The organism is Phycisphaeraceae bacterium, assembly GCA_020639155.1.
Lineage (GTDB): Bacteria > Planctomycetota > Phycisphaerae > Phycisphaerales > UBA1924 > JACKHF01.
In genome coordinates, this window is the sequence record JACKHF010000001.1 from 1,115,699 (window position 1) to 1,134,556 (window position 18,858).

15 protein-coding genes are annotated in these 18,858 nt (G+C 56.8%); 11 read left to right on the top strand and 4 right to left on the bottom strand.

Going from position 1 to position 18,858, the window contains the following annotated elements; all coding sequences use genetic code 11:
- Positions 1-272 precede the first annotated feature (272 nt).
- The 4 genes from dnaA (at position 273) to H6815_04820 (ending at position 5,513) form a co-directional block, all read left to right on the top strand.
- Positions 273-1,814 (top strand): chromosomal replication initiator protein DnaA, encoded by a 1,542-nt coding sequence (gene dnaA / locus H6815_04805; GenBank protein MCB9859754.1) that lies wholly within the window; start codon positions 273-275, stop codon positions 1,812-1,814.
- Between the two features lie 75 nt (positions 1,815-1,889).
- Positions 1,890-3,116 carry a hypothetical protein gene (locus H6815_04810; protein MCB9859755.1) on the top strand — a complete coding sequence of 409 codons (1,227 nt, stop codon included), beginning with the start codon at positions 1,890-1,892 and terminating at the stop codon, positions 3,114-3,116.
- On the top strand, positions 3,113-4,324 hold the full coding sequence (locus H6815_04815; protein MCB9859756.1) for a hypothetical protein: 1,212 nt from the start codon (positions 3,113-3,115) through the stop codon (positions 4,322-4,324). The genes H6815_04810 and H6815_04815 overlap by 4 nt, the downstream gene beginning before the upstream one ends.
- Before the next feature lie 199 nt (positions 4,325-4,523).
- Positions 4,524-5,513, top strand: coding sequence for a hypothetical protein (locus H6815_04820; GenBank protein ID MCB9859757.1), 990 nt, complete (start codon positions 4,524-4,526; stop codon positions 5,511-5,513).
- An 18-nt stretch (positions 5,514-5,531) separates the two neighbouring features.
- On the opposite strand, the gene H6815_04825 is transcribed toward H6815_04820, so the two are convergent.
- Positions 5,532-6,131, bottom strand: a complete 600-nt coding sequence (locus H6815_04825; GenBank protein ID MCB9859758.1) for a metallophosphoesterase family protein — start codon at positions 6,129-6,131, stop codon at positions 5,532-5,534.
- Between the two features lie 83 nt (positions 6,132-6,214).
- On the opposite strand from H6815_04825, the gene H6815_04830 reads away from it, so the two are divergent.
- Together H6815_04830 and H6815_04835 are read left to right on the top strand one after the other, a co-directional pair.
- Entirely contained in the window at positions 6,215-7,630 is a 1,416-nt protein-coding gene (locus H6815_04830; protein MCB9859759.1) for a hypothetical protein, read from the top strand.
- A 206-nt stretch (positions 7,631-7,836) separates the two neighbouring features.
- A complete protein-coding gene (locus tag H6815_04835; GenBank protein MCB9859760.1) occupies positions 7,837-9,861 on the top strand; it encodes a cation-translocating P-type ATPase in 2,025 nt (674 codons plus the stop codon).
- Between the two features lie 164 nt (positions 9,862-10,025).
- On the opposite strand, the gene H6815_04840 is transcribed toward H6815_04835, so the two are convergent.
- Positions 10,026-10,712 carry a leucyl/phenylalanyl-tRNA--protein transferase gene (locus H6815_04840; protein MCB9859761.1) on the bottom strand — a complete coding sequence of 229 codons (687 nt, stop codon included), beginning with the start codon at positions 10,710-10,712 and terminating at the stop codon, positions 10,026-10,028.
- A 110-nt stretch (positions 10,713-10,822) separates the two neighbouring features.
- Between H6815_04840 and H6815_04845 the strand changes: the two genes are divergently transcribed.
- From H6815_04845 to H6815_04865, 5 genes are all read left to right on the top strand, one after another.
- On the top strand, positions 10,823-11,920 hold the full coding sequence (locus tag H6815_04845) for an NAD(P)-dependent glycerol-3-phosphate dehydrogenase (protein ID MCB9859762.1): 1,098 nt from the start codon (positions 10,823-10,825) through the stop codon (positions 11,918-11,920).
- A gap of 168 nt (positions 11,921-12,088) precedes the next feature.
- On the top strand, positions 12,089-13,129 hold the full coding sequence (locus H6815_04850) for a hypothetical protein (protein ID MCB9859763.1): 1,041 nt from the start codon (positions 12,089-12,091) through the stop codon (positions 13,127-13,129).
- A gap of 363 nt (positions 13,130-13,492) precedes the next feature.
- Entirely contained in the window at positions 13,493-14,569 is a 1,077-nt protein-coding gene (locus H6815_04855) for a hypothetical protein (protein ID MCB9859764.1), read from the top strand.
- Positions 14,570-14,677: 108 nt separating this feature from the next.
- Positions 14,678-16,111 carry an SBBP repeat-containing protein gene (locus H6815_04860; GenBank protein ID MCB9859765.1) on the top strand — a complete coding sequence of 478 codons (1,434 nt, stop codon included), beginning with the start codon at positions 14,678-14,680 and terminating at the stop codon, positions 16,109-16,111.
- A 96-nt stretch (positions 16,112-16,207) separates the two neighbouring features.
- Positions 16,208-17,485 (top strand): hypothetical protein, encoded by a 1,278-nt coding sequence (locus H6815_04865; protein MCB9859766.1) that lies wholly within the window; start codon positions 16,208-16,210, stop codon positions 17,483-17,485.
- Between the two features lie 11 nt (positions 17,486-17,496).
- Here the strand turns inward: H6815_04865 and H6815_04870 are convergent, their stop codons facing one another.
- On the bottom strand, positions 17,497-18,108 hold the full coding sequence (locus tag H6815_04870) for a hypothetical protein (protein MCB9859767.1): 612 nt from the start codon (positions 18,106-18,108) through the stop codon (positions 17,497-17,499).
- Positions 18,075-18,794, bottom strand: a complete 720-nt coding sequence (locus tag H6815_04875; protein MCB9859768.1) for a DinB family protein — start codon at positions 18,792-18,794, stop codon at positions 18,075-18,077. Before H6815_04875 ends, H6815_04870 begins: the two co-directional genes overlap by 34 nt.
- Between the last annotated feature and the right edge of the window lie 64 nt (positions 18,795-18,858).

Below are 18,858 nucleotides of genomic sequence, written 5' to 3' on the forward strand. Positions count from 1 at the left end.
GATGATTCGCTGGTTGCTGCTGAGGTGCGTGCACATCAGTCAGTGACACATGCACGATGGTGTCTGGGAACGCGTGTTCTGCGCTGAACCGGGGTGACAATCAGCAGGTGGTGCGGCGCGTTTTCCAGACGCGCTGCGTGCGATCAAGGGGAGGTTTGCCGATGCGTTACTGCGCATATTCACTTCGAGTTCTTCACACACTTCAGGCAGATGCCGGCAATCTCTGGATCGTTCGTACCATCACACAATAAACAAACGAAAGCAACACAACAATGGCAAACCCTCATCAGGAGATGTGGACGGGTGCACTTGCGCACGTCCGGAACAACTATCCCGCGCTCTGCCGAGGCTGGTTCGACGGTCTTGAGCCGATGCCGATTGATAACGGCGTGTTTCGCGTTCGTGCTTCGTCGGCGATCCATCGCAACTATCTGCAGAGCCAGTGTCTGGATGCATTTGCTGATGCGATGCAGGCTGTGACTGGCAGGCTCATGCCGGTGCGCTTTATGAGCGACGAGGATGAGTCGAACTTCCCGGGACAAACCGCACGTGCGCCGAGTGCCCGTGCGACACCGAAGCTCGACTTTGACAATCCAGCTGTACTGCCGGGCCGTGGATCAACGCACAAGCCGATCGAACGGGCAGACCAGCCCGCTTCGGCGGCTGGCCGAAACGCCGGATCAGACGTCGTTGTGCCCAAGCAGCCGCGCGTGTCCGGCCTCATGCCAAAGCCCAACCCCATCCGCACGCTGCGCGATGATACCGGGCAGCTCTTTAACCCGGACTACACCTTTGAGACATTCATTCCGGGACCCGAGAACCAGCTTGCATTCTCGGCTGCACAAGCAGTCGCCGAGAGCCCCGCTGCGGTCTACAACCCGCTCTTCATTCACGGTGGTGTCGGGCTCGGCAAGACGCACCTGCTCCAGGCCATCTGCATCCGCGTGCTCGAAACGCGCCCCGACACGATCATTCATTACATCTCGTGCGAGGGGTTCATCAACCGGTTCATGGACGCGGTCAAAGCTGGCACCATGCCATCGTTCCGCCATTCGTTCCGTGATGTTGATCTGCTGATCGTTGACGACATCCACTTCCTTGCGAAGATGGACCGGTCGCAGGAGGAGTTCTTCCACACATTCAACTCGCTGTACCAGATGCGCCGGCAGATCGTGCTCTCGTCCGACGCAAAGCCCGACCAGATTCCGCATCTTGAGGAGCGTTTGATCTCGCGCTTCAAGCAGGGATTGGTTGCTGAGGTCGAGACGCCGTGCTTTGAGACGCGCCTCGAGATCGTGCGCACCAAGGTTGGCATGCGCGGCATCAAGATGGATGAGGATGTGTGTGTTGCGATCGCGCGCCATACCAGCTCATCCGTGCGAGAGCTCGAAGGCGTGATCCTGACACTCGATGCGCGTGCGCAGGCGATGAAGACAAAGCTGACTGAGGAGATGGTGATCGAGTTCCTCGGCTTACCGAAATCAGCCGCACGTCCGCTCATCTCTATCCAGCGGATCATCGACGCGGTGACAGAGCATTTCGGCTGCAAGACGCACGAGCTGCAGTCCAAGCGCAAGTTCCGATCGATCGTGTATCCGCGTCAGGTTGCGATGTATCTCGCTCGCCATCACACGCGATACTCACTGAAAGAAATTGGCGGTCACTTCGGTGGTCGCGATCATTCAACGGTGATCTACGCGCTGGAAACGATCGAGCAGCGCGTGAAAGACACACCCTCGTGCCAGGCGGACATTGAGCAACTGACCAGAGTTCTGCTGCAGAATCCGCACAAGTCATCGAGCGGCGGACAGTAAGCAGTCCGGAAATCATAACATGTGCAAGCCCGGGTAATGAACGCCCCGGGCTTTGTTCTGTTACGATATCTCTCCATGACCACCAACATTGCAGCCATCTGGATTGCTGTGTGTATAGGGTCCGTGCTGCTCTTGGGAGTTGTGCGCGCAGGTCGGCTGTTGTCTCGTGCGATGTTTTCGCGGGGCTGTCCGCGATGCGGGTTTTCGCGCGAGGGACTGCCCGATGCGGACGCGGTGTGCCCGGAGTGCGGCACGCCGCTAAATCGACGCGGCACGGTCATTCGAGAACGGTTTGCCGTGATTGGCGCACTTGTGGCGTGCATCTGTGTGTGTAGCTGGTTTATCGCGGAGTGGACGGTTGGGCCGGTGTGGTTTGATCGTGTTGCACTGATGACAAAGCCGCAACTGACAGAGGCTCGCTATACCACACTGCGGCAACGCATTTCCCACAATCAAGCGCAAGCGGGCGATCAGACAGCACGACGTCCGATGCATCGGCGTGAAGAGCTCGTCACACGGTACCTTGTGAGCCAGCTCGATGCCGTTGATCCGATGTCACGGAACTACGCGTATTACCTGCTCATTGATATTGTGCGTGAGTATGAGAATGCTCAAGCCTATCTTGCCCAGCACGCACTGACGATGCCTCTTTCAGATGATGCGCGCAGCACTATTGTGTGGTTGTGCTCGGCGAGCAGAACCGTGTCGTGGGAGATGTTACCGACGGTGGCAGAAGTGGTTGATCCGTGCTTGCAGAATCTGGCAGCCATTTCGAACGACAGAACGCGCGAGCTTGCAGCAGGTTATTTCTTTGGTGAAATATACCGGATGTCGCCGTTCGAGTCTGAGGTTGGGCCATCAACATGGACAAGCTTCATGCTGGAGTACCTTCGTCTTGTGTGGAAAGACCGGGGTGTTGTCGATCCCTTTTTCCTTCGCACGTACGCCATGCAGCACATGTGGCTGCCGCACAAGAAAGTGCAGAGCGTGCTTGAGCGAGGTATCGCGGAGGACACGATTGCAGCGGATGTGTTCATGCTGTGCGGCATGGCTCGACTTGAGATGGAGCTTGTTGCAAATGAGCGATACGAAGGTACGTATCAGTTGGCATCGGTTTACCCGCTGGATCGTCGAGCGAGCTATGACGGGGTCTTTGTTCGGTTTCGTGAGTATCTTGCATTGCTCCCGCGCGAACGCCAGCAGCAGATACTGGATACTGCCCAACCAAGCATGCAGTATTTGGTGTCAGCAAAGCAGATGATGCCGTTGGAGTCCTATTTTCCCGGTGAGCTATCGCCATGACCACAAACACCGCAGCCATTGTTATTGTGTCGAGCATCGCACTAATCTGCCTGCTGGCGCTTGTGCGCGCGGTGTGGCGACTCCAGCGTGCTGTGTTTTCAAATGGGAAGTGTGCGAAATGCGGTTTCTCGCGCGAGGGATTGCCCGATGCGGACGCAGTGTGCCCGGAGTGCGGCACTGCGCCAAACAGACGCAGCGCGATTGTGCGCATGCGGCTTGCGATCGTTGGTGTGATCATGACGCTGGTCGGAACGTGCGGCTGGCTGATTGCGGAGTGGGCGGTTGGGCCGGTGTGGTCAGATCGTGTTGCGCTGATGTGGAATCCGCCGTTGACGGCAGCACGATATGAGCGCCTGGAATCACGTATTCCTTTCAATAGCGATGGTGGTCGGCAGCGCAATCACAAACTCGATTCGCGCGCGCGACTGTACGCAGAGTATGCAGCTGCAAAGTTTGAGGTGAGTTCACAAAGAGTAGACGAGACAAATGGAGCGGCGGAGTTGCTCGAACAGATAGCGGGCTTGTACACGCAAGGCGGTGAGTATGTTGCACGATTACTTCTTGCGAGTGATCTGGGTTCGCATCACATGTCTCTTGCTGTTGCATGTTCTCCCGACACTCCAGATTTGTGGAATGGATTCAATGAATGGCGGGTTCGCAGCGAGCCCGTCTTCAACTTGCTAATGGAGATTCAACCTCCACGCGCTCGTTACGGTGCTTTCCATTCAGTTCTGCTTCAATCTCCCGATGGGTTTATTCGTTCAACAGCACCAGTGCGTGAGTTTGCGGTCAGACTCCAATACGCAAGCATGTCTTTTCGATCCGGGGAGAAAATAGATCCGCTCTTCTTTGGTTCAGCACTTATGGTTTACATGCTTGTGTCGTGCGATGATGCAAACCGCATGGTTGACATATGTATCTGTGAGAACTCGATAGCGTCAGACGTGGTACTTGTATGCGGAATCGCTAGACTTGATGAGTATATACGTCGGTTCGGTGTTGGTGAATCTGCCGTAACCAGTAGCCGTTTTCCTGTACTTGATGAAAACCCTTTGTGCTACGAATCGGCCATTGCGCGCGTGAAAGAATACTTTGCATCACTTGATCCGGATCGTCGGTCGCAGATCATTGACATAACCAGCGCGTGGTCGGCAAAGTGTGTCAATCTCCATCTGATTCAGCCTCTCGAATCCTACTTCCCCGACTGACCATGTTCGTCCGAAAACGGCTTCTTTTCCCGGTACAGGCCGCACAGAACGGCCCCCCGTCACACGCGTTGCAGATCCCGCGGGATTTATGGGTGGTGCCCGTGACACACCCCGGAATCAATCCGATTGTGATGGCACAGACTGACACGCGCAGGGCACGGTGTGCTGCGCTCTGATGTTGTACGTGCGAGGACTGCACATGCCTGCCAACAGATCACGGACCGAACGCTGGCGCGAATGCCTTCTTCAGCTTCAGCAGCGCGGTGGATCACTCGAACTCTCGTTCGCGCAGTCGCGTGCGCCGGGTGATCAGCCCGTCGCTCCGGGCGAGGATCTGTCAGAACGATCGCAGCCTGCCGACATCATCAATGCGCTCTCTCGGCGCGAGGATCAGCCTGTCTCGCCCGGCGATGATCCGTCAAAGCGAGCGCAACCCGCTGACCTGATCTGGCGTGTGCGCGTGTGTGAACTGCTTGAAGGCGAGATCCGTGTCGAAGTGCCCGTGACACTCGGCAAGCCAATGGACATCGCGAAAGGCGTCGAGCTTGTGTGTGCTATCTGCATCGGGCAGAACCGGTGGATGTTCCGCACGTCGTCGCTGGGCGATGCAACCGTGCGTGATCCGCGCTCGGGGCGCTCGCAGCGACTGATTCGTTTGCAGATGCCGGAAAAGGTGGAGCGGTGCTCGCGCAGATCGGCGCATCGTGTGTCGACAGCGCAGATGAATCCTGCGAAGGTCGAGATGTGGCCGCTGCTGGATCCGACCTCGGTCGTTGCAGCGGAGCACGCCAACCGCGCGCAGATCCTGTCGCTGGAAAAGCAGGGCGCGTTCGCAAAGGACGTGACGGTTGCTGCAGAGGTGCTGCCGGATGTTGGGCCGAAGTTCATGGGATCACTCGTAAACATCGGCGGCGGCGGCGCCGGATTCCTCGTGACGCGCGATCATGCGCACGGGTTGGACCGCGCGCGGATGTTCTGGGTGCGTATGGACCTTCGTCCGTACATCCCGGTGCCGTTGGGTGCGACGGTGAAGCTTGCGCACACGCACATTGACTCGATGCAGAACGTGTACGCGGGTGTTGCGCTGGACTTCACATTCAACGCGGAGCATCGCGGGTTTGTGGCTGAGCAGATCGAGCGCTACGTGCAGGAACTGCTGAAGCAGCAGGCATCGATGCGGGCGGCGTAAGATCGAACAGTGCAAGCATTACACATTCACACCTGTACCTGTCGGGCCCAGGTTGAGAACGCGTGTCGTGCCGATGGTGCCTGCATTGCCCCATGAGTGATGCACGTGGCCACAAAGCACAACAGTTGGTTGTGTGCGCTTGATGCACGCAAGCACCGCGCTGCTGCCGATAGAACTTCCAGATGATGTGGTATCGCAGTATCCGAGAGGTGGCGAGTGCGAGACAAGCACACAGCCGTTCGGGCACGGCGCAAGAAGTGTTTCGGCCTCGTGTTCTGTGAGATCAACGCTCCAACTGCCGAACGGTGTGACGGGCACTGCCCCACCAAGTCCGAAGAACACAACACCCTCTATGACAACAGATTGCCCGTGGAGCACATGAAGATGTGAGTATGGCTCACACGCAACGCGGAGTTCGTCTTCTGATTCGCTGTTGCCGTGGACAAGCACAGTCGGTCTATTGAGCGCTGCGATTGCATCGATTACGGGCTGCAGCCCTCTGCGCATGGTTGCAAAATCGCCAGCACCAACAATGATGTCAGCTTTTCTGGCAGTATCCGCGAACGTACTGATCGCGTGGGTACTGGTATGGATGTCGCTGAAGGCGAAGAGTTCCACGGCGAATGGTATGTGCCCGTATGAGCACTATAATGCAAGAGGTTCGTTGCTGTTCCTGTGCTGACTCAGATTTGGAGCATGCTATGGACAATGCACATAATCATGCGGGTTCCCCATTAAAGGCCAGGGCAGTTCTTGCGGCAGTATTGTGGTTTTGTGCAACTCCGCTCGGTGCTGGCGTCGGCATACTGATTGCGCGACTTGCAAAGCCAGAGGAAGACTGGGTTGGGTACTGTCTTCTGGGATTTCTGTTTGTGGCCCAATACGTGATGCTGGCATCCGTGCGGATCCAAAGGCCGTTGCTCCCGTCGCTTGGGCTCACGCTCGGATTTCTTGCATTGTTTGTTGGAGAAATATTGCGTCGGCACGACATGCCTGCTTGGCTGGTCACGCTGGCGTACACGGCACTGCCAAGTGCCGCATGGGCGGGTGCAGTATCAAGAACCTGGAAGCATGCGCTGGCATGGCTTGTTTGCGGAAGCATTGCGGTGTATGTTGGATTCTTGCTGGGTGGCGAGGTTGCCGGACTGTTACGCGATCGGAACATTTCGAAATCAACAGCAGCAGTTAGTTCAATTATCACATCCGCGGGTATAACTGGGCTGCTCACTGCACCAATCGTGTGGTGGTTTGCTCTAGGTGAACCGCCAGCGCACGAATCTGTGCTGTCTGAAACAAAGGCCTCGACTGCGAGGCAGAGATACAATCCATCGCGCTCCGGACTTCTCGTTGGCAGGCTGATTCTTTGCGTTGTAGGTGTGTACTCGGTTGCAATCGGTGTGTACACGCTCATGGGCAGAGGGAACGTGCAGCCGCCATCAGACGAGGAGTTCGATCGGCTCGTGCACACGCTGTCAGAGGATGAACTCATGGCTCGGCTCGCGGTACCGGAATATCCGCACAATGCTGTTGATCTTGGGTGGCTCAACACGGCGGGTGCAGTGCTGTGCATCGTCGTTGGCACAGCGCTTGTGCTCCGCCAGAACTGGGCTCGACATCTCTTTCTCCTTTGCGCGCCATTGGGAACACTGACAATCGCAAGCAGGCACGCCACATCGTACTGGCAGCACGACATTCCAGTGCTGATGATCGGCGGCACGATGATCAGGCTGATGGTGCTGCTCGGACTTGTGTTTGGCGTGTGCGTGCTGCTGCTCGGAAGACAGCACACGATCGCAGCTGCAACGCACAGACGCGATGGTACGAGCAGGTGTGGCACGTGGGTTCATCGGTGTGTACCGATTGCGGTTGGATTGCTGATCGCCTCGTTCTGCGCGTATCTCTATGTCAAATCAACCAAGCAGACCTACCGGCGATCGTCCGGGTTTATGGCCGCTGGGATGTCGATGAACGAATACGTAAAGCATCTTGTTATGACGCATCTCTTTCTTTGGCACACGATTCCAGGTGCCATCGCGAGTGCTGTGCCCTTCCTTTTCTGGTCGAAACGCGAACCGGGTTTGGATCTCACAAAGCCCGAACAAACAAGTGCTAAGTGATTTGATACTCTGCTCAGAAGTTGAGGTGATCAATCCATATCTGCGCGAACCTCGTGCTGTGCTCGGACGTAGCGATCAGCCGAGCCGGGTGCAGTACCCGGGCTGTTGCGTGACCAGAGATCATTCCACCCCGCCGCGTGGGAAGCCGGCGCAAGGGTGCTATCGCGGTTTTTCCTCTGTTTTGGGGCATTTGAGCGGAGATAACCATGTCCGAAGCGGCCTACGCCGAGTTGAACGCAGGGATGGGTGCAGCATCGTCCGAGCAGGTCGGCAAGCGCACCGAGAACTCGATCATCATGTATCTGTTTGGTGGGGTGCTGCTGCTGGTCAGCGGAATTGCGCTGCTTGCCGGCCACACCAACTCCGCAGTAGCCACCATGCCTGCGATGCTTGCGGCCATCGTGCTGATGATCCCAATGGGCGCGGCGGCGTTTCGTGAGATACGAGAGGGCGAGCCGTCCACTTCGAGTCTTGCAGCAATTGCGGTTCTGGCGGCGATCATTTCAGAGAAATACCTCATCGCCGGGTTCCTCGCGTTTGTGCTGCTGGCGTTCGATCAGATCCTGCGGCGAACTGCATGGGGTGCGCAGCGGGCGATTGAAGAGCTCATCGGTCTGACGCCCGATGTTGCGCGCATCGTCGATGAGTCAGGCAGCGAGCGCGAAGTCCCGCTCAGTGATGTGCGGATCGGGGCGCGCATCCGTGTCCGTCCCGGTGAGAATCTGCCGGTGGACGGTCGTGTGACCGATGGCAAGTCCACCATTAATCAGGCATCGCTGACCGGTGAATCGCTCCCGGTGTCTGTGTCGCCCGGCGATCTTGTGTTCGCTGGTACCGTGAACCTGACTGGTGCGATCGAACTTGTTGCGACGGGTGTCGGTGCGGACTCCACCATCGGCAAGGTGTCCCAGCTGATTTCCGAAGCAGAAAAATCGAAATCTCCCAAGCAGCTGATTATCGAGAAAGTTGCACGCTTCTTCTTCCCGGTTGCGATCATGGTTGCGCTGGTTGTGTGGTTCATGTACTCTCAAAGCCCCGACGAACTCGTTCGTAATCAGGCTGAATCACGTGCAATCTCTGTGCTCATTGTGACGTGCCCTGCAGCATTGCTGCTCGCGTCGCCAAGTGCGATGGTTGCTGCATTTGCTGCTGCGGCGCGCCTCGGTGTGATGATCAAGCAATCGAACTATCTTGAGGCTGCTGCGAACATTGACACCGTTGTTATGGATAAGACGGGCACGATCACCACGGGCGAGTTTGCGGTGACGCGTCTTGTGCCAGCGCCCGGTGTTGACGGAGCAGAACTCCTGAAGGCAGCTGCTGCTGCAGAGCAGAAATCAAATCACCCGCTCGCGCTTTCCATTATGCGCACTGCCGAGTCGGCAAAGGTCGAGATTACGCCTCCAACAGACTTTGAGGAGGTGCATGGCCTTGGTGCGAAGGCGACAACCACAGAAGGGCCCGTGTACGCTGGACGTGCGAAGTGGTTGATCCAGCTGAACCCTGCGGTCGAAACGCAGCTGCGCGAGACCGAGGCGAAGATCGACGGGATCACCGGCGTTCACATCATGAAGGGCAGCCGCTACCTTGGTGTGGTTGGGCTTGAGGACAAGGTCAAGCGCAACACGCGCGACATCATCAACCATCTGCGTGAGCTCGGCGTGAAACAGGTTGCCATCTTTACGGGCGACAGGCTCGGCGTTGCCAAGCGCGTTGGCGTTGCGGTGGGTGTTGATGCGATCGAAGCGGAGTGTCTGCCGGAAGAAAAACACGAGCAGATCAAGCAACTCGTCGAGCAGGGATACCACGTGATGATGGTCGGCGACGGCATCAACGACGGTCCGTCGCTTGCAGAGGCAGATGTTGGTGTTGCGATGGGTCTTGCGGGCTCTGATATCGCAGCGAACTCCGCGGGTGTTGCGCTGATGAACGACGAGCTCTCACGCCTGCCGTTCCTTATCGAGCTCTCGCGTCGCACACGCGCGATCATCATCCAGAATATCGCCGTGTCGATTCTCATCGTTGTCGTTGGGCTGATTCTCTCGGCTATGGGCCTGCTCGCAGTGACTGCAGCTGCGGCATATCACTTCGTGGGTGATGTGTTCGTGATTGCCAACTCGTTCCGTCTGTTCCGATTCGGCGAGGGTGTCGGCATCGAGGACACGGGCGAGCAGATCGAGGTGAAGCGTCGCGAGGCATCGCTCCGCGGGCTTGCTGCGACCACGGGCTGAATAAAACAAAAACACGCGAAGGCCAAGCACACAGGAAACCTTGCGCTGGCTGGCGCGTTACAACAGAAGCAAGAAACCTCCAGTTTCGAGTCGATTCTCCTCAACGGAGGGAAGCGGGCCCCGAGTGCCCGCTTTTTCTTTCGCTTTGCTGAGCAGCACCAGATTCAGACGATGTTGTTTGTTATTGGTGGGACGATGCTCACATTGCTAGCATGCCAGTCAATCTCGCGATCGCGCTCTCTTTCCAGTGTTTCGAGGAACTGATCGAGCGGGATCTCAATCGCGCCGAGCGAGCGTGTGTGGTCCGAGATGATCTGCGCATCAAGCAGAGCAAACCCGCGTGTTCGCAGATGATTCACGAGATGCACGAGACACACCTTGCTTGCGCCCGATCCGCCAATGTCCGGCAGGCTGACCATGGACTCGCCGCAGAACACGGCGCCGATCGCCATGCCGTAAAGCCCGCCAACGAGCGCATCGTCGAGCCACGCCTCAACGGAGTGCGCAACGCCGAGCGCGTGGAGTGTTGTCGCGATCTCAAGGATCTCGTCGTTGATCCAGGTGCCGGCATCGCCCTCGTCGTCGTCCGCGTGTGGAGATGGTTCGGGCAACCGGGTATCACGGCAGAGTCTGACAACGCGCTCGAACGCAGCATCAGACGTGATACGGAACCGCTTTGATCGCACGAGCTGGCGGAGTGAGCGCGGCACATGCAGCCCATCAAGCGGGAACACAGCGCGCGGCTCGGCGATGTAGTACCTGACTTCGTCGTGGTCCTGCTCGTCTCTGGCACCAGCCATTGGGAACGCGCCGTTGCGATATGCGTGGAGTGCTTCCAGGGCCCGCTGCATGTGTGGATCTAGATTCACAGATGCACGGTAGATCGTGCGGTGTCATCATGGTTGTAGCGCAACTACGATGGATAGACGCAGCAGGGCATTTGCAGATTCCGAGGGCAGGCGTGGCAGAGATCAACGGGCACACATTCGAGAGCAGCAAGCCGGTGAACGTCGCGATTCTTGGCGACGGGCAGATGGGTCTTGTGTGTGCGGTGGTGCTGTGCGCGAGTGCTGAGCTGCCCGACCGCGCATCGGACGCGCCGATGCCGGGACGCATCACGATGTGGGGGCACGACACGGACGAGATCGGCAGACTCGCGCAGTCCCGCACGAGTCCTCGTCTGCCGGAGCTTGTGCTCCCCGAGTCCGTGCATGTGTCGCTGACAGACGCCGGCGCGCTTGCGGATGCAGATCTGATTGTGTCAGCGCTCCCCGTGCAGTACACGCGCGATGTGTGGAACCGATTACGCAGGCACATCCCATCGCACGCGAGTGTTGTCAGCGTATCCAAGGGTATCGAGACATCGACACTGCTGCGCCCGACGCACATCATTGCTGATGCGCTCAAGGACGATCCGGATGCGCGCCCGCGACCGATCGGCGTGCTCTCGGGCCCGACCATCGCAACCGAGCTTGCACGCTGTCTTCCCGCGACGATGACAGCGGCGAGCGACGATGCGGCGTTTGCACGCGTCATCCAGAGCCTGTTCTCGACAACATTCCTGCGCATCTATACCAACGCCGACGTGCTGGGTGTTGAGCTTGCTGGCGCGACAAAGAACGTCATTGCGATCGCAGCGGGTATTCTCGACGGGTTGCAGGCTGGATACAACGCAAAGAGTGCGCTGCTTGCGCGTGGTATCGCTGAGATATCGCGCCTCGGCAGCGCCATGGGCGCGAGCGTGCAGACGTTCAATGGCATCGCGGGTGTGGGCGATCTTGCAACGACGTGCTTCTCGCCGGAAGGGCGCAACCGCTCGTGTGGTGAAGCGCTCGGTCGCGGCGAGCGACTTGACGAGTATCTGAAGCGGACAAAGTCGGTTGTCGAGGGCGTGCAGACAGCAAGGGCTGTTGTTGCGCTCGCTGAGAAGTTTCGTGTGGAGATGCCGATCACATCGGCAGTGCACGCGGTGTTGTTCGAGGATCTCGATCCGATACGCGCGATATCTCAACTGATGAGTCGTGAGCTTCGATCCGAAGGCCCGAGCCACGCGATGTAAGTCTTGATGGCACCTTGAAATGCTGTGGTTCTCGGAAGTACTTTGTTCTTTCCTGAAAGGATTTTCGGTCCCTTTGCAACATCGGCGTATGGGCTGGCGAATCATTCTTCACGCGATGGTCCCACCGGACGATCAGAAACCACCCACGCAGAACGAAGAGGAAAGATCATGCAGAAAAGAACCCACTCAATGATTCTCGCGTCCGTTGTCGCAACGGTTGCTGGTAGCGCGTGTGCTCAGCATGTACCAGAGAATGAATGCGGCACAACATTCACAGCCGAAGAAGCTCTCCGTTACATGGAGATGTTCCAGAACATGCCAATGGGCCAGGGCGTGCCCGATGGTCCTGTCGTGGTGCCACTAACATTCCACGTGGTGCGTCAGTCGAACGGCACAGGCGGGTTGTCTCAGGCTCGTCTTGATCAGGCGCTGATCGATGCGAACGATGCGTACGCACCGATGAACGTGCAGTTCTGTGTGCCCGGGACGGTCGACTACATCGACGACAACTTTTTCTACTCGCAGATGAGCACAACAGCGCACATCGACCAGCTCCGCAGCATGAACGTGGTGCCGGGCACGATCAACATCTATTTCGTTGAGAGCTTCCCTTACTGCGGAATCTCATCGTTCACATTCAGCAGCGTGCAGGGCATTGTGATGAACAACAACTGCACAGCACTGCCCACGAACCACTCTACGTTTCCGCACGAGATCGGGCACTACTTCGATCTGTTCCACACGCACGAGACATTTTATGGTCAGGAGTGCCCGAACGGCTCGAACTGCAGCACCGCTGGCGATCTTGTGTGCGACACACCAGCCGATCCGAACGTATCTGGCGCGGTGTCATCCAGTTGCACATACACAGGTGGCGGCTCTGCGTGTGGATCGCCGTACAACCCTGACGTGACAAATCTGATGTCCTATTCGACCAAGCAGTGTCGCGACAACTTCTCGAACGGCCAGAACCAGCGCGCGTTTGATACGCTGGTGACACTACGTACCGAGCTTGACATCAACTTATGCGCGACGCAAATGTGCTATGCCGACTGCGATCAGAGCGGCGTGCTGAACGTGTTCGATTACATCTGCTATGGGAACGAGTACTCGGCGCAGACAGCCTACGCCGACTGCGATCAGAGCGGCTCGCTGAACGTGTTTGATTACATCTGTTTCGGGAACGCGTACGCTGCGGGTTGCCCGTAAGAGAAAACAGGACCTGATAGTCTGAAATCAGTGACGCCTCCACACAGCGAAGACCTCGCACGTGGAGGTGTGCTTTTTGCTAATCTTCCGTGGATCTTGGAAATCTGCGCTCAACCTTTGTCATTTTCCAGTACTATTTCCTGTAGCGGGGAATCAATGCTGACTTTGCCCGTGGGATGAGACCGCCTTGATTGAAAGGGTATCCAAATGCTCAAATCATCAACGTATGTACAGGTCATTGCTGGAGCAGTTGCATGCCTTGGTGTCTCAGCTTCCTGTGCCTTGGGGCAACAGAGCTGTTCAACACCCGAGATAATACCTCTTGGTGAAGGACTGAGCGGTCTTGTACGAACAGTTTCAGTCATGCCAAACGGTGATGTCTTTGCGGGAGGTGATTTTACACTCTCAGGTTCTGGCAGTGTTGAGTTAAGCAGAATAGCTCGATGGGATGGGAACACGTGGCATCCATTTGGGACTGGATTGAGTGGCGGGAACCCACCAACGGGTGCGTATACATCGGTTGTGCTTTCTAATGGTGATCTTGTGATTGGTGGAACATTTTCTGAGGTCGATGGCGTTGCTGCCAACTTTGTTGCGCGATGGGATGGAACATCGTGGCACGCGATGGATGGCGGATTCAGCACACTTGTGCGTGATCTCCACATTGGTCGCAATGGTGACTTGTTTGTCGCAGGAGGGTTTAAGGAGTTTGGTGGCGTTGCTCGCTGGACCGGCTCTGAGTGGGTAGAGACGGCACCAGGAGGCCCCAGTTCGAATAACGCTGCTTCGATGGCATCAAACTTCCACGATACGCTGATCGTTGGTGGGTTTCACTTCGGTGTGATGTACTACAACGGGCAGGACTGGATAGCGCTTGGTGGAAGTGTGAACAACACGCTTTCGTTTGCATACGTGTACGCGATGGATACTTCGCCATCGTTTGATATTTATGCGGGCGGAAGATTTGATGAGGCAGGCGGCCAGCCAGCGAAGAACATTGCACGCTGGTCTGGCGGACAATGGTCGGCTCTTGGGCAGGGTGTGAATGGGAATGTCTACTCGGTATATGCCCATTCGAACGGGAGTGTTTATGTAGGCGGTGATGACGGGTTGAACATTTGGGATGGATCCGCATGGAATGTATCCGAAGTTGATGTCAGTGGCGTTGTCCATGCGATAACACACGACGTCAACGGTGATGTTCTCTTTGGGGGCACCTTTGCTTTGGCGAACGGCGTTTCGGTGAAAAGCATCGCTCGGATCAGCTGTGTTTGCTATCCTGATTGTGACAAGAGTGGGACATTAAGTATCTTTGACTACATCTGCTATGGGAACGAGTACTCGGCGCAGACGGCCTATGCCGACTGTGATCAGAGCGGCTCGCTGAACGTGTTTGATTACATCTGCTTCGGCAACGCGTACGTGGGCGGGTGTCCGTAAGAGCTACACTCTCCGCTGTTGTCAGGTATGAACCGGTTTGTTCCTGTGCTTGGTGTGAGTTTGAGATTGCAGGGTGTGTGAGTTGGTTTGGAATAAAGGAGATTGGTTATGTCAAATCTGGCTGCTGGTGTTCAGAGAACCGTTGCTTCATTCATGTGCAGCCTGGTTTTCGCAGGCCTTGCTCATGGCGATCCTTACACCACTGATTGGTCGGCAACGATTGCAACATCGGAAGATGATGTGATTTCCAGCATCGATGTGAGTAGCACGGGTGTGGTTCATATTGCTGGGCGAACCTCGGGAACGCTTGGATCATCCAGTGCGGGCGGCATTGATGCCTTTGTTCAGCAGTATTCGGCTGGTGGTACATTGAACTGGACATACCAGTTCGGCACTTCGGAAACAGAGTTTACTCGTGATATTGTGACAGATGCTGCTGGACTGGTGTATGTTGTTGGGTATACCGAAGGAGCTCTGTTCGGGCCGAATGCAGGCTCCAAGGACGCGTTTGTCGTTGTGCTTGACAGCTTAGGCAATCAGATCTGGGCCGATCAGTTTGGGAATCAAAACCCGGACGATTGCGCTGGCGTTGCTATCGATCCTTCAGGCAGCATTTATGTTTCTGGAACAGCCAACGGTGTGCTTGGGCAGTCCGCGTTTGGCGGATACGATTGCTTTGTTCGCAAGTACGACGCGAGTGGCAATGTCATCTGGACCAGACAGATGGGCTCACCAGCTACCGAGCGGGCAAGCAAGCTTGTTGTCGATGCAAATGGGAGCGTGTACGTCTCTGGCTGGACTGATGGTTCATTTGGCGGCCCAAACAACGGTGTAAGCTTCGATTATTTTCTTACAAAGCTCCACCCCAACGGCCAGATCAACTGGACTGTCAAGGAAGGTTCCACAGCAGCAGACTACCCCCGCGACATTGCCTTTGACTCGATCAATAGCAGCATTCTGATTACCGGCGTGACAGATGGTGATCTTTACGGCACAAACGCGGGCGATTCAGATGTTTTTATAGCGCGTTACTCTCTTACAGGTGCTCGAGTGTGGGATTATCAGTTCGGATCACCCGAAGACGATAGCGGGGTTTCAGTTGTTGAGGACTCATATCGCAATATTGTTCTGTCGGGATATACACGCGGAGATCTCTTCTCAACAAGCGCAGGACTACATGATCTGTTCGTTGCATTGATTGACTCGGTGACAGGTTCTGCGATCTGGTCTGATCAGTATGGAACAGCAAGCAATGAAAATGGAGGCGTTATTGGTATCGATCAAATGAATAATATCTATGCGGGATGGTCCAACAGTCCACCACTCTCCTTCGTGTCGGACAGCTACATTCGAACCTATCTGGCAGAGGGGGTGTGCTACCCTGATTGTGATTCATCGACCACACTGAGCGTCTTTGATTATATCTGCTTCGGCAACGCATACGCGTTGCAGGACCCATACGCCGACTGCGATGGTGATGGTGACCATGATGTGTTTGATTACATCTGCTTTGGCAATGCCTATATGAGTGGGTGTCCGTGATTGGTCCGTAAAGATTATTGATTTACCCGCTTGATTCTCAACGCTGCGTTCTTGGCGCAGCGTTGTTTTTCTGTATACTGGATTCGAGGTGCGCACATGTTTGTATCCCTTCAAGCCCTGTCGAGTTGCGTTGTCGTGGTTTCGATGTGCTCGATCGCGTCGGCAACAGATCCGCAGCACGAGCAGAGCAATGTCTGGAAGCCGATCTGCTGGGGCGCGCACGAGGATGTCGACCTTGATGCCATGGCGCGCAGGCACGCGCACGCCTTTGCACGCGCAACGTCGATACAGCACATCACAACGCGGCACAACCCTATCGATGGCGCTGGTGTGACGATCACGTTCAATGTCACGGGGACACCGCCCGCTGGCGCTCTCGATGCGCTGCAAAGCGCAGCCGACCTTGTTGGCGCGCTCTTTGATGATCAGATCGCGATTGCGTACGACATCAACTTCGAGCCGCTGGGGAGTGTCAATGGTGAGCCCATTCTTGGTGGCGCTGGCAACAGCTACTCCGGCAGGACGTATGCGCAGTTTCGTGATGCGCTCGTCGCGTCGATGGATGCTGACGACACGATCGAGGACGATCTGCCGACTGGGACGACCATCGATGTGCTCTATGGGCTTGATCCGTCGACACAGGTGTCTGCGCGATCATCGCTGTTGATCGGATCGCCGCAGTTGCAGGTGCTGTTCGGGCAGTCTGCGGGCAACCCGCCGATCACGTTCTCAAGCAACGCGCCGTTCGATTTCGATCCGTCCGATGGCATCACTCCCGGGACGTATTGCTTTACGTCGGTCGTGATCCACGAGATCATCCACACGTTCGGGTTCGGATCCAATGTTGATTTTCTGCACGGCGCGACGCTACTCCCGATGGACGTGTATCGGTTTCGCGAGTCCGACGGACCAAACACGAATCTGAATCCTGACACGCTCGGCGACTTTGCGACCGTACCGCGCACGGTGTATCTGGACAATCCGAACAATCCCGTGACGGACGAGGCAATACTCGATTTTATCGATGTGGAGATTCCGATGTCGGACGGTGCGCCGTGGCAAGGCTCACATTATCGCGAGCTGCCATCGCCGGTTGGAATTATGGATCCGCGTATTCTGCCGGGCGAGACGTACTACCCCGCGTATGTCAACGCGCTTGATCTGCGTGTGCTCGATGCGCTCGGCTGGACATACGTAGACATAGGGTGCTACGCCGATTGCGATCAGTCCGGCACAATCAATATCTTCGATTACATCTGCTTTGGTAACGCGTATGCGAACCAGGATCCGTACGCCGACTGTGACCAGTCGGGTATGCTGAACGTCTTTGATTACATCTGCTTCGGCAATGCGTACGCGGGGGGGTGTCCGTGAGATGATGTGTGTCATTGCATGGGCAGCACGAGGCGCCATTCGTTGCCGACACGTTCGGCCTGAACGCTAACCCAGCGGAGATCCTTCCGGCCGACACCCGTGATCTCCACGCGCAGTCTGCGCGACCCAGTCTTTGACATGATCGCGTTGGGTGAGTGCTCGCCCATCGGCAATCGCGAGAAGAGTGTGTACACATCGTCGTAGTATGCGCGCATGAGGTCGTACTGCGCCTCGGCGCTGGTGCCCCACGCGGTCAGCTCCGCTCTGCTTGTCTCGCTGACAACCTGCTCGACAAATATCTTTCTGCCGCGATCCACATCCTCGTCCGCGAGGGTGCGCAGGACATGGCTCATGAGGTAGCTGATCGATGGTGAGTTGAGTGTTGTGTGGCCGAGTTCGTCTGTTTCGACTGCGAGCTTGGGCTCGATGGGGATACCGCCCCCCGTTCCCGCGCTGACCGGCTGTGTGCCGTGCTCTGCACCCTCAAGCCCCGAGAAAAACGGCTTATATTTTACAACGTGCTCTTCAGGCGCGCACGATGCCAGCACACATGCGTATGCAATCAATACTGCACTTGCGCAACGCGCGGTCACGCGCTGGCCTCGGCGTTCTTTGCTGCGCACGCGCATCCTGCGCCGCAGCCGCCAGCGGGTATCGGCTCATCGATCAACGGGCCAAGGAACCGCTCGATCTTTCGATTGCAGAACGCTGCATGGCGCTCGAGGTGATAGACGTTGTAAACAAGGAACGTGCGCGCGCTTGTTGCGCCGCGCTCCGGGTGCATGACAGTGCGCTCAAGAACGGATTCATCGAGTGCGAGAAACTGCTCGACCATCCATCGGCGGAGTGTGTGTATGACCGCGACGAATCCCGCGACCGGCGGTGGTGTTGCGCCTGCAGCATGCCCCAAGCGTTCGCCCGGGTCTGCGCTGGATCTTCCCGCGTAGATGCCGGAGTCAATAAATGCGTTCTCGTCCCACATCTCAACGACCGGACCATCCTCACCGATCGCACGACGGATGCGCATTGTCAGCACCATTTCCGCGTCAGCACAATGCCCGAGCAGCATGCGCACCGACCAGCGGCCAACGCCCTCAGAGCCGTCAGGTTCTGGAAGGAAGCAGTGGTCGAGCTGGTCCTGCGAGAGCTCGAACACACGTCGATCAAACACCTCGACACCACGGGCGTATCGGCGCAGCAGATCCTGATACGAGAGCGATTTGATGTCCTGGATGGTTGGCGGATCAAGAAGGGCTGCGGACTTTGTGCAGCAGGCGCTGTCGTCTGTGGGTGTGTGGGCATGGGCCATATTCGGCATCTCCTGCGGGATGTGCGAGAATCAAAGAAGGGTATGCGTGGCGTGGATCGGCTAC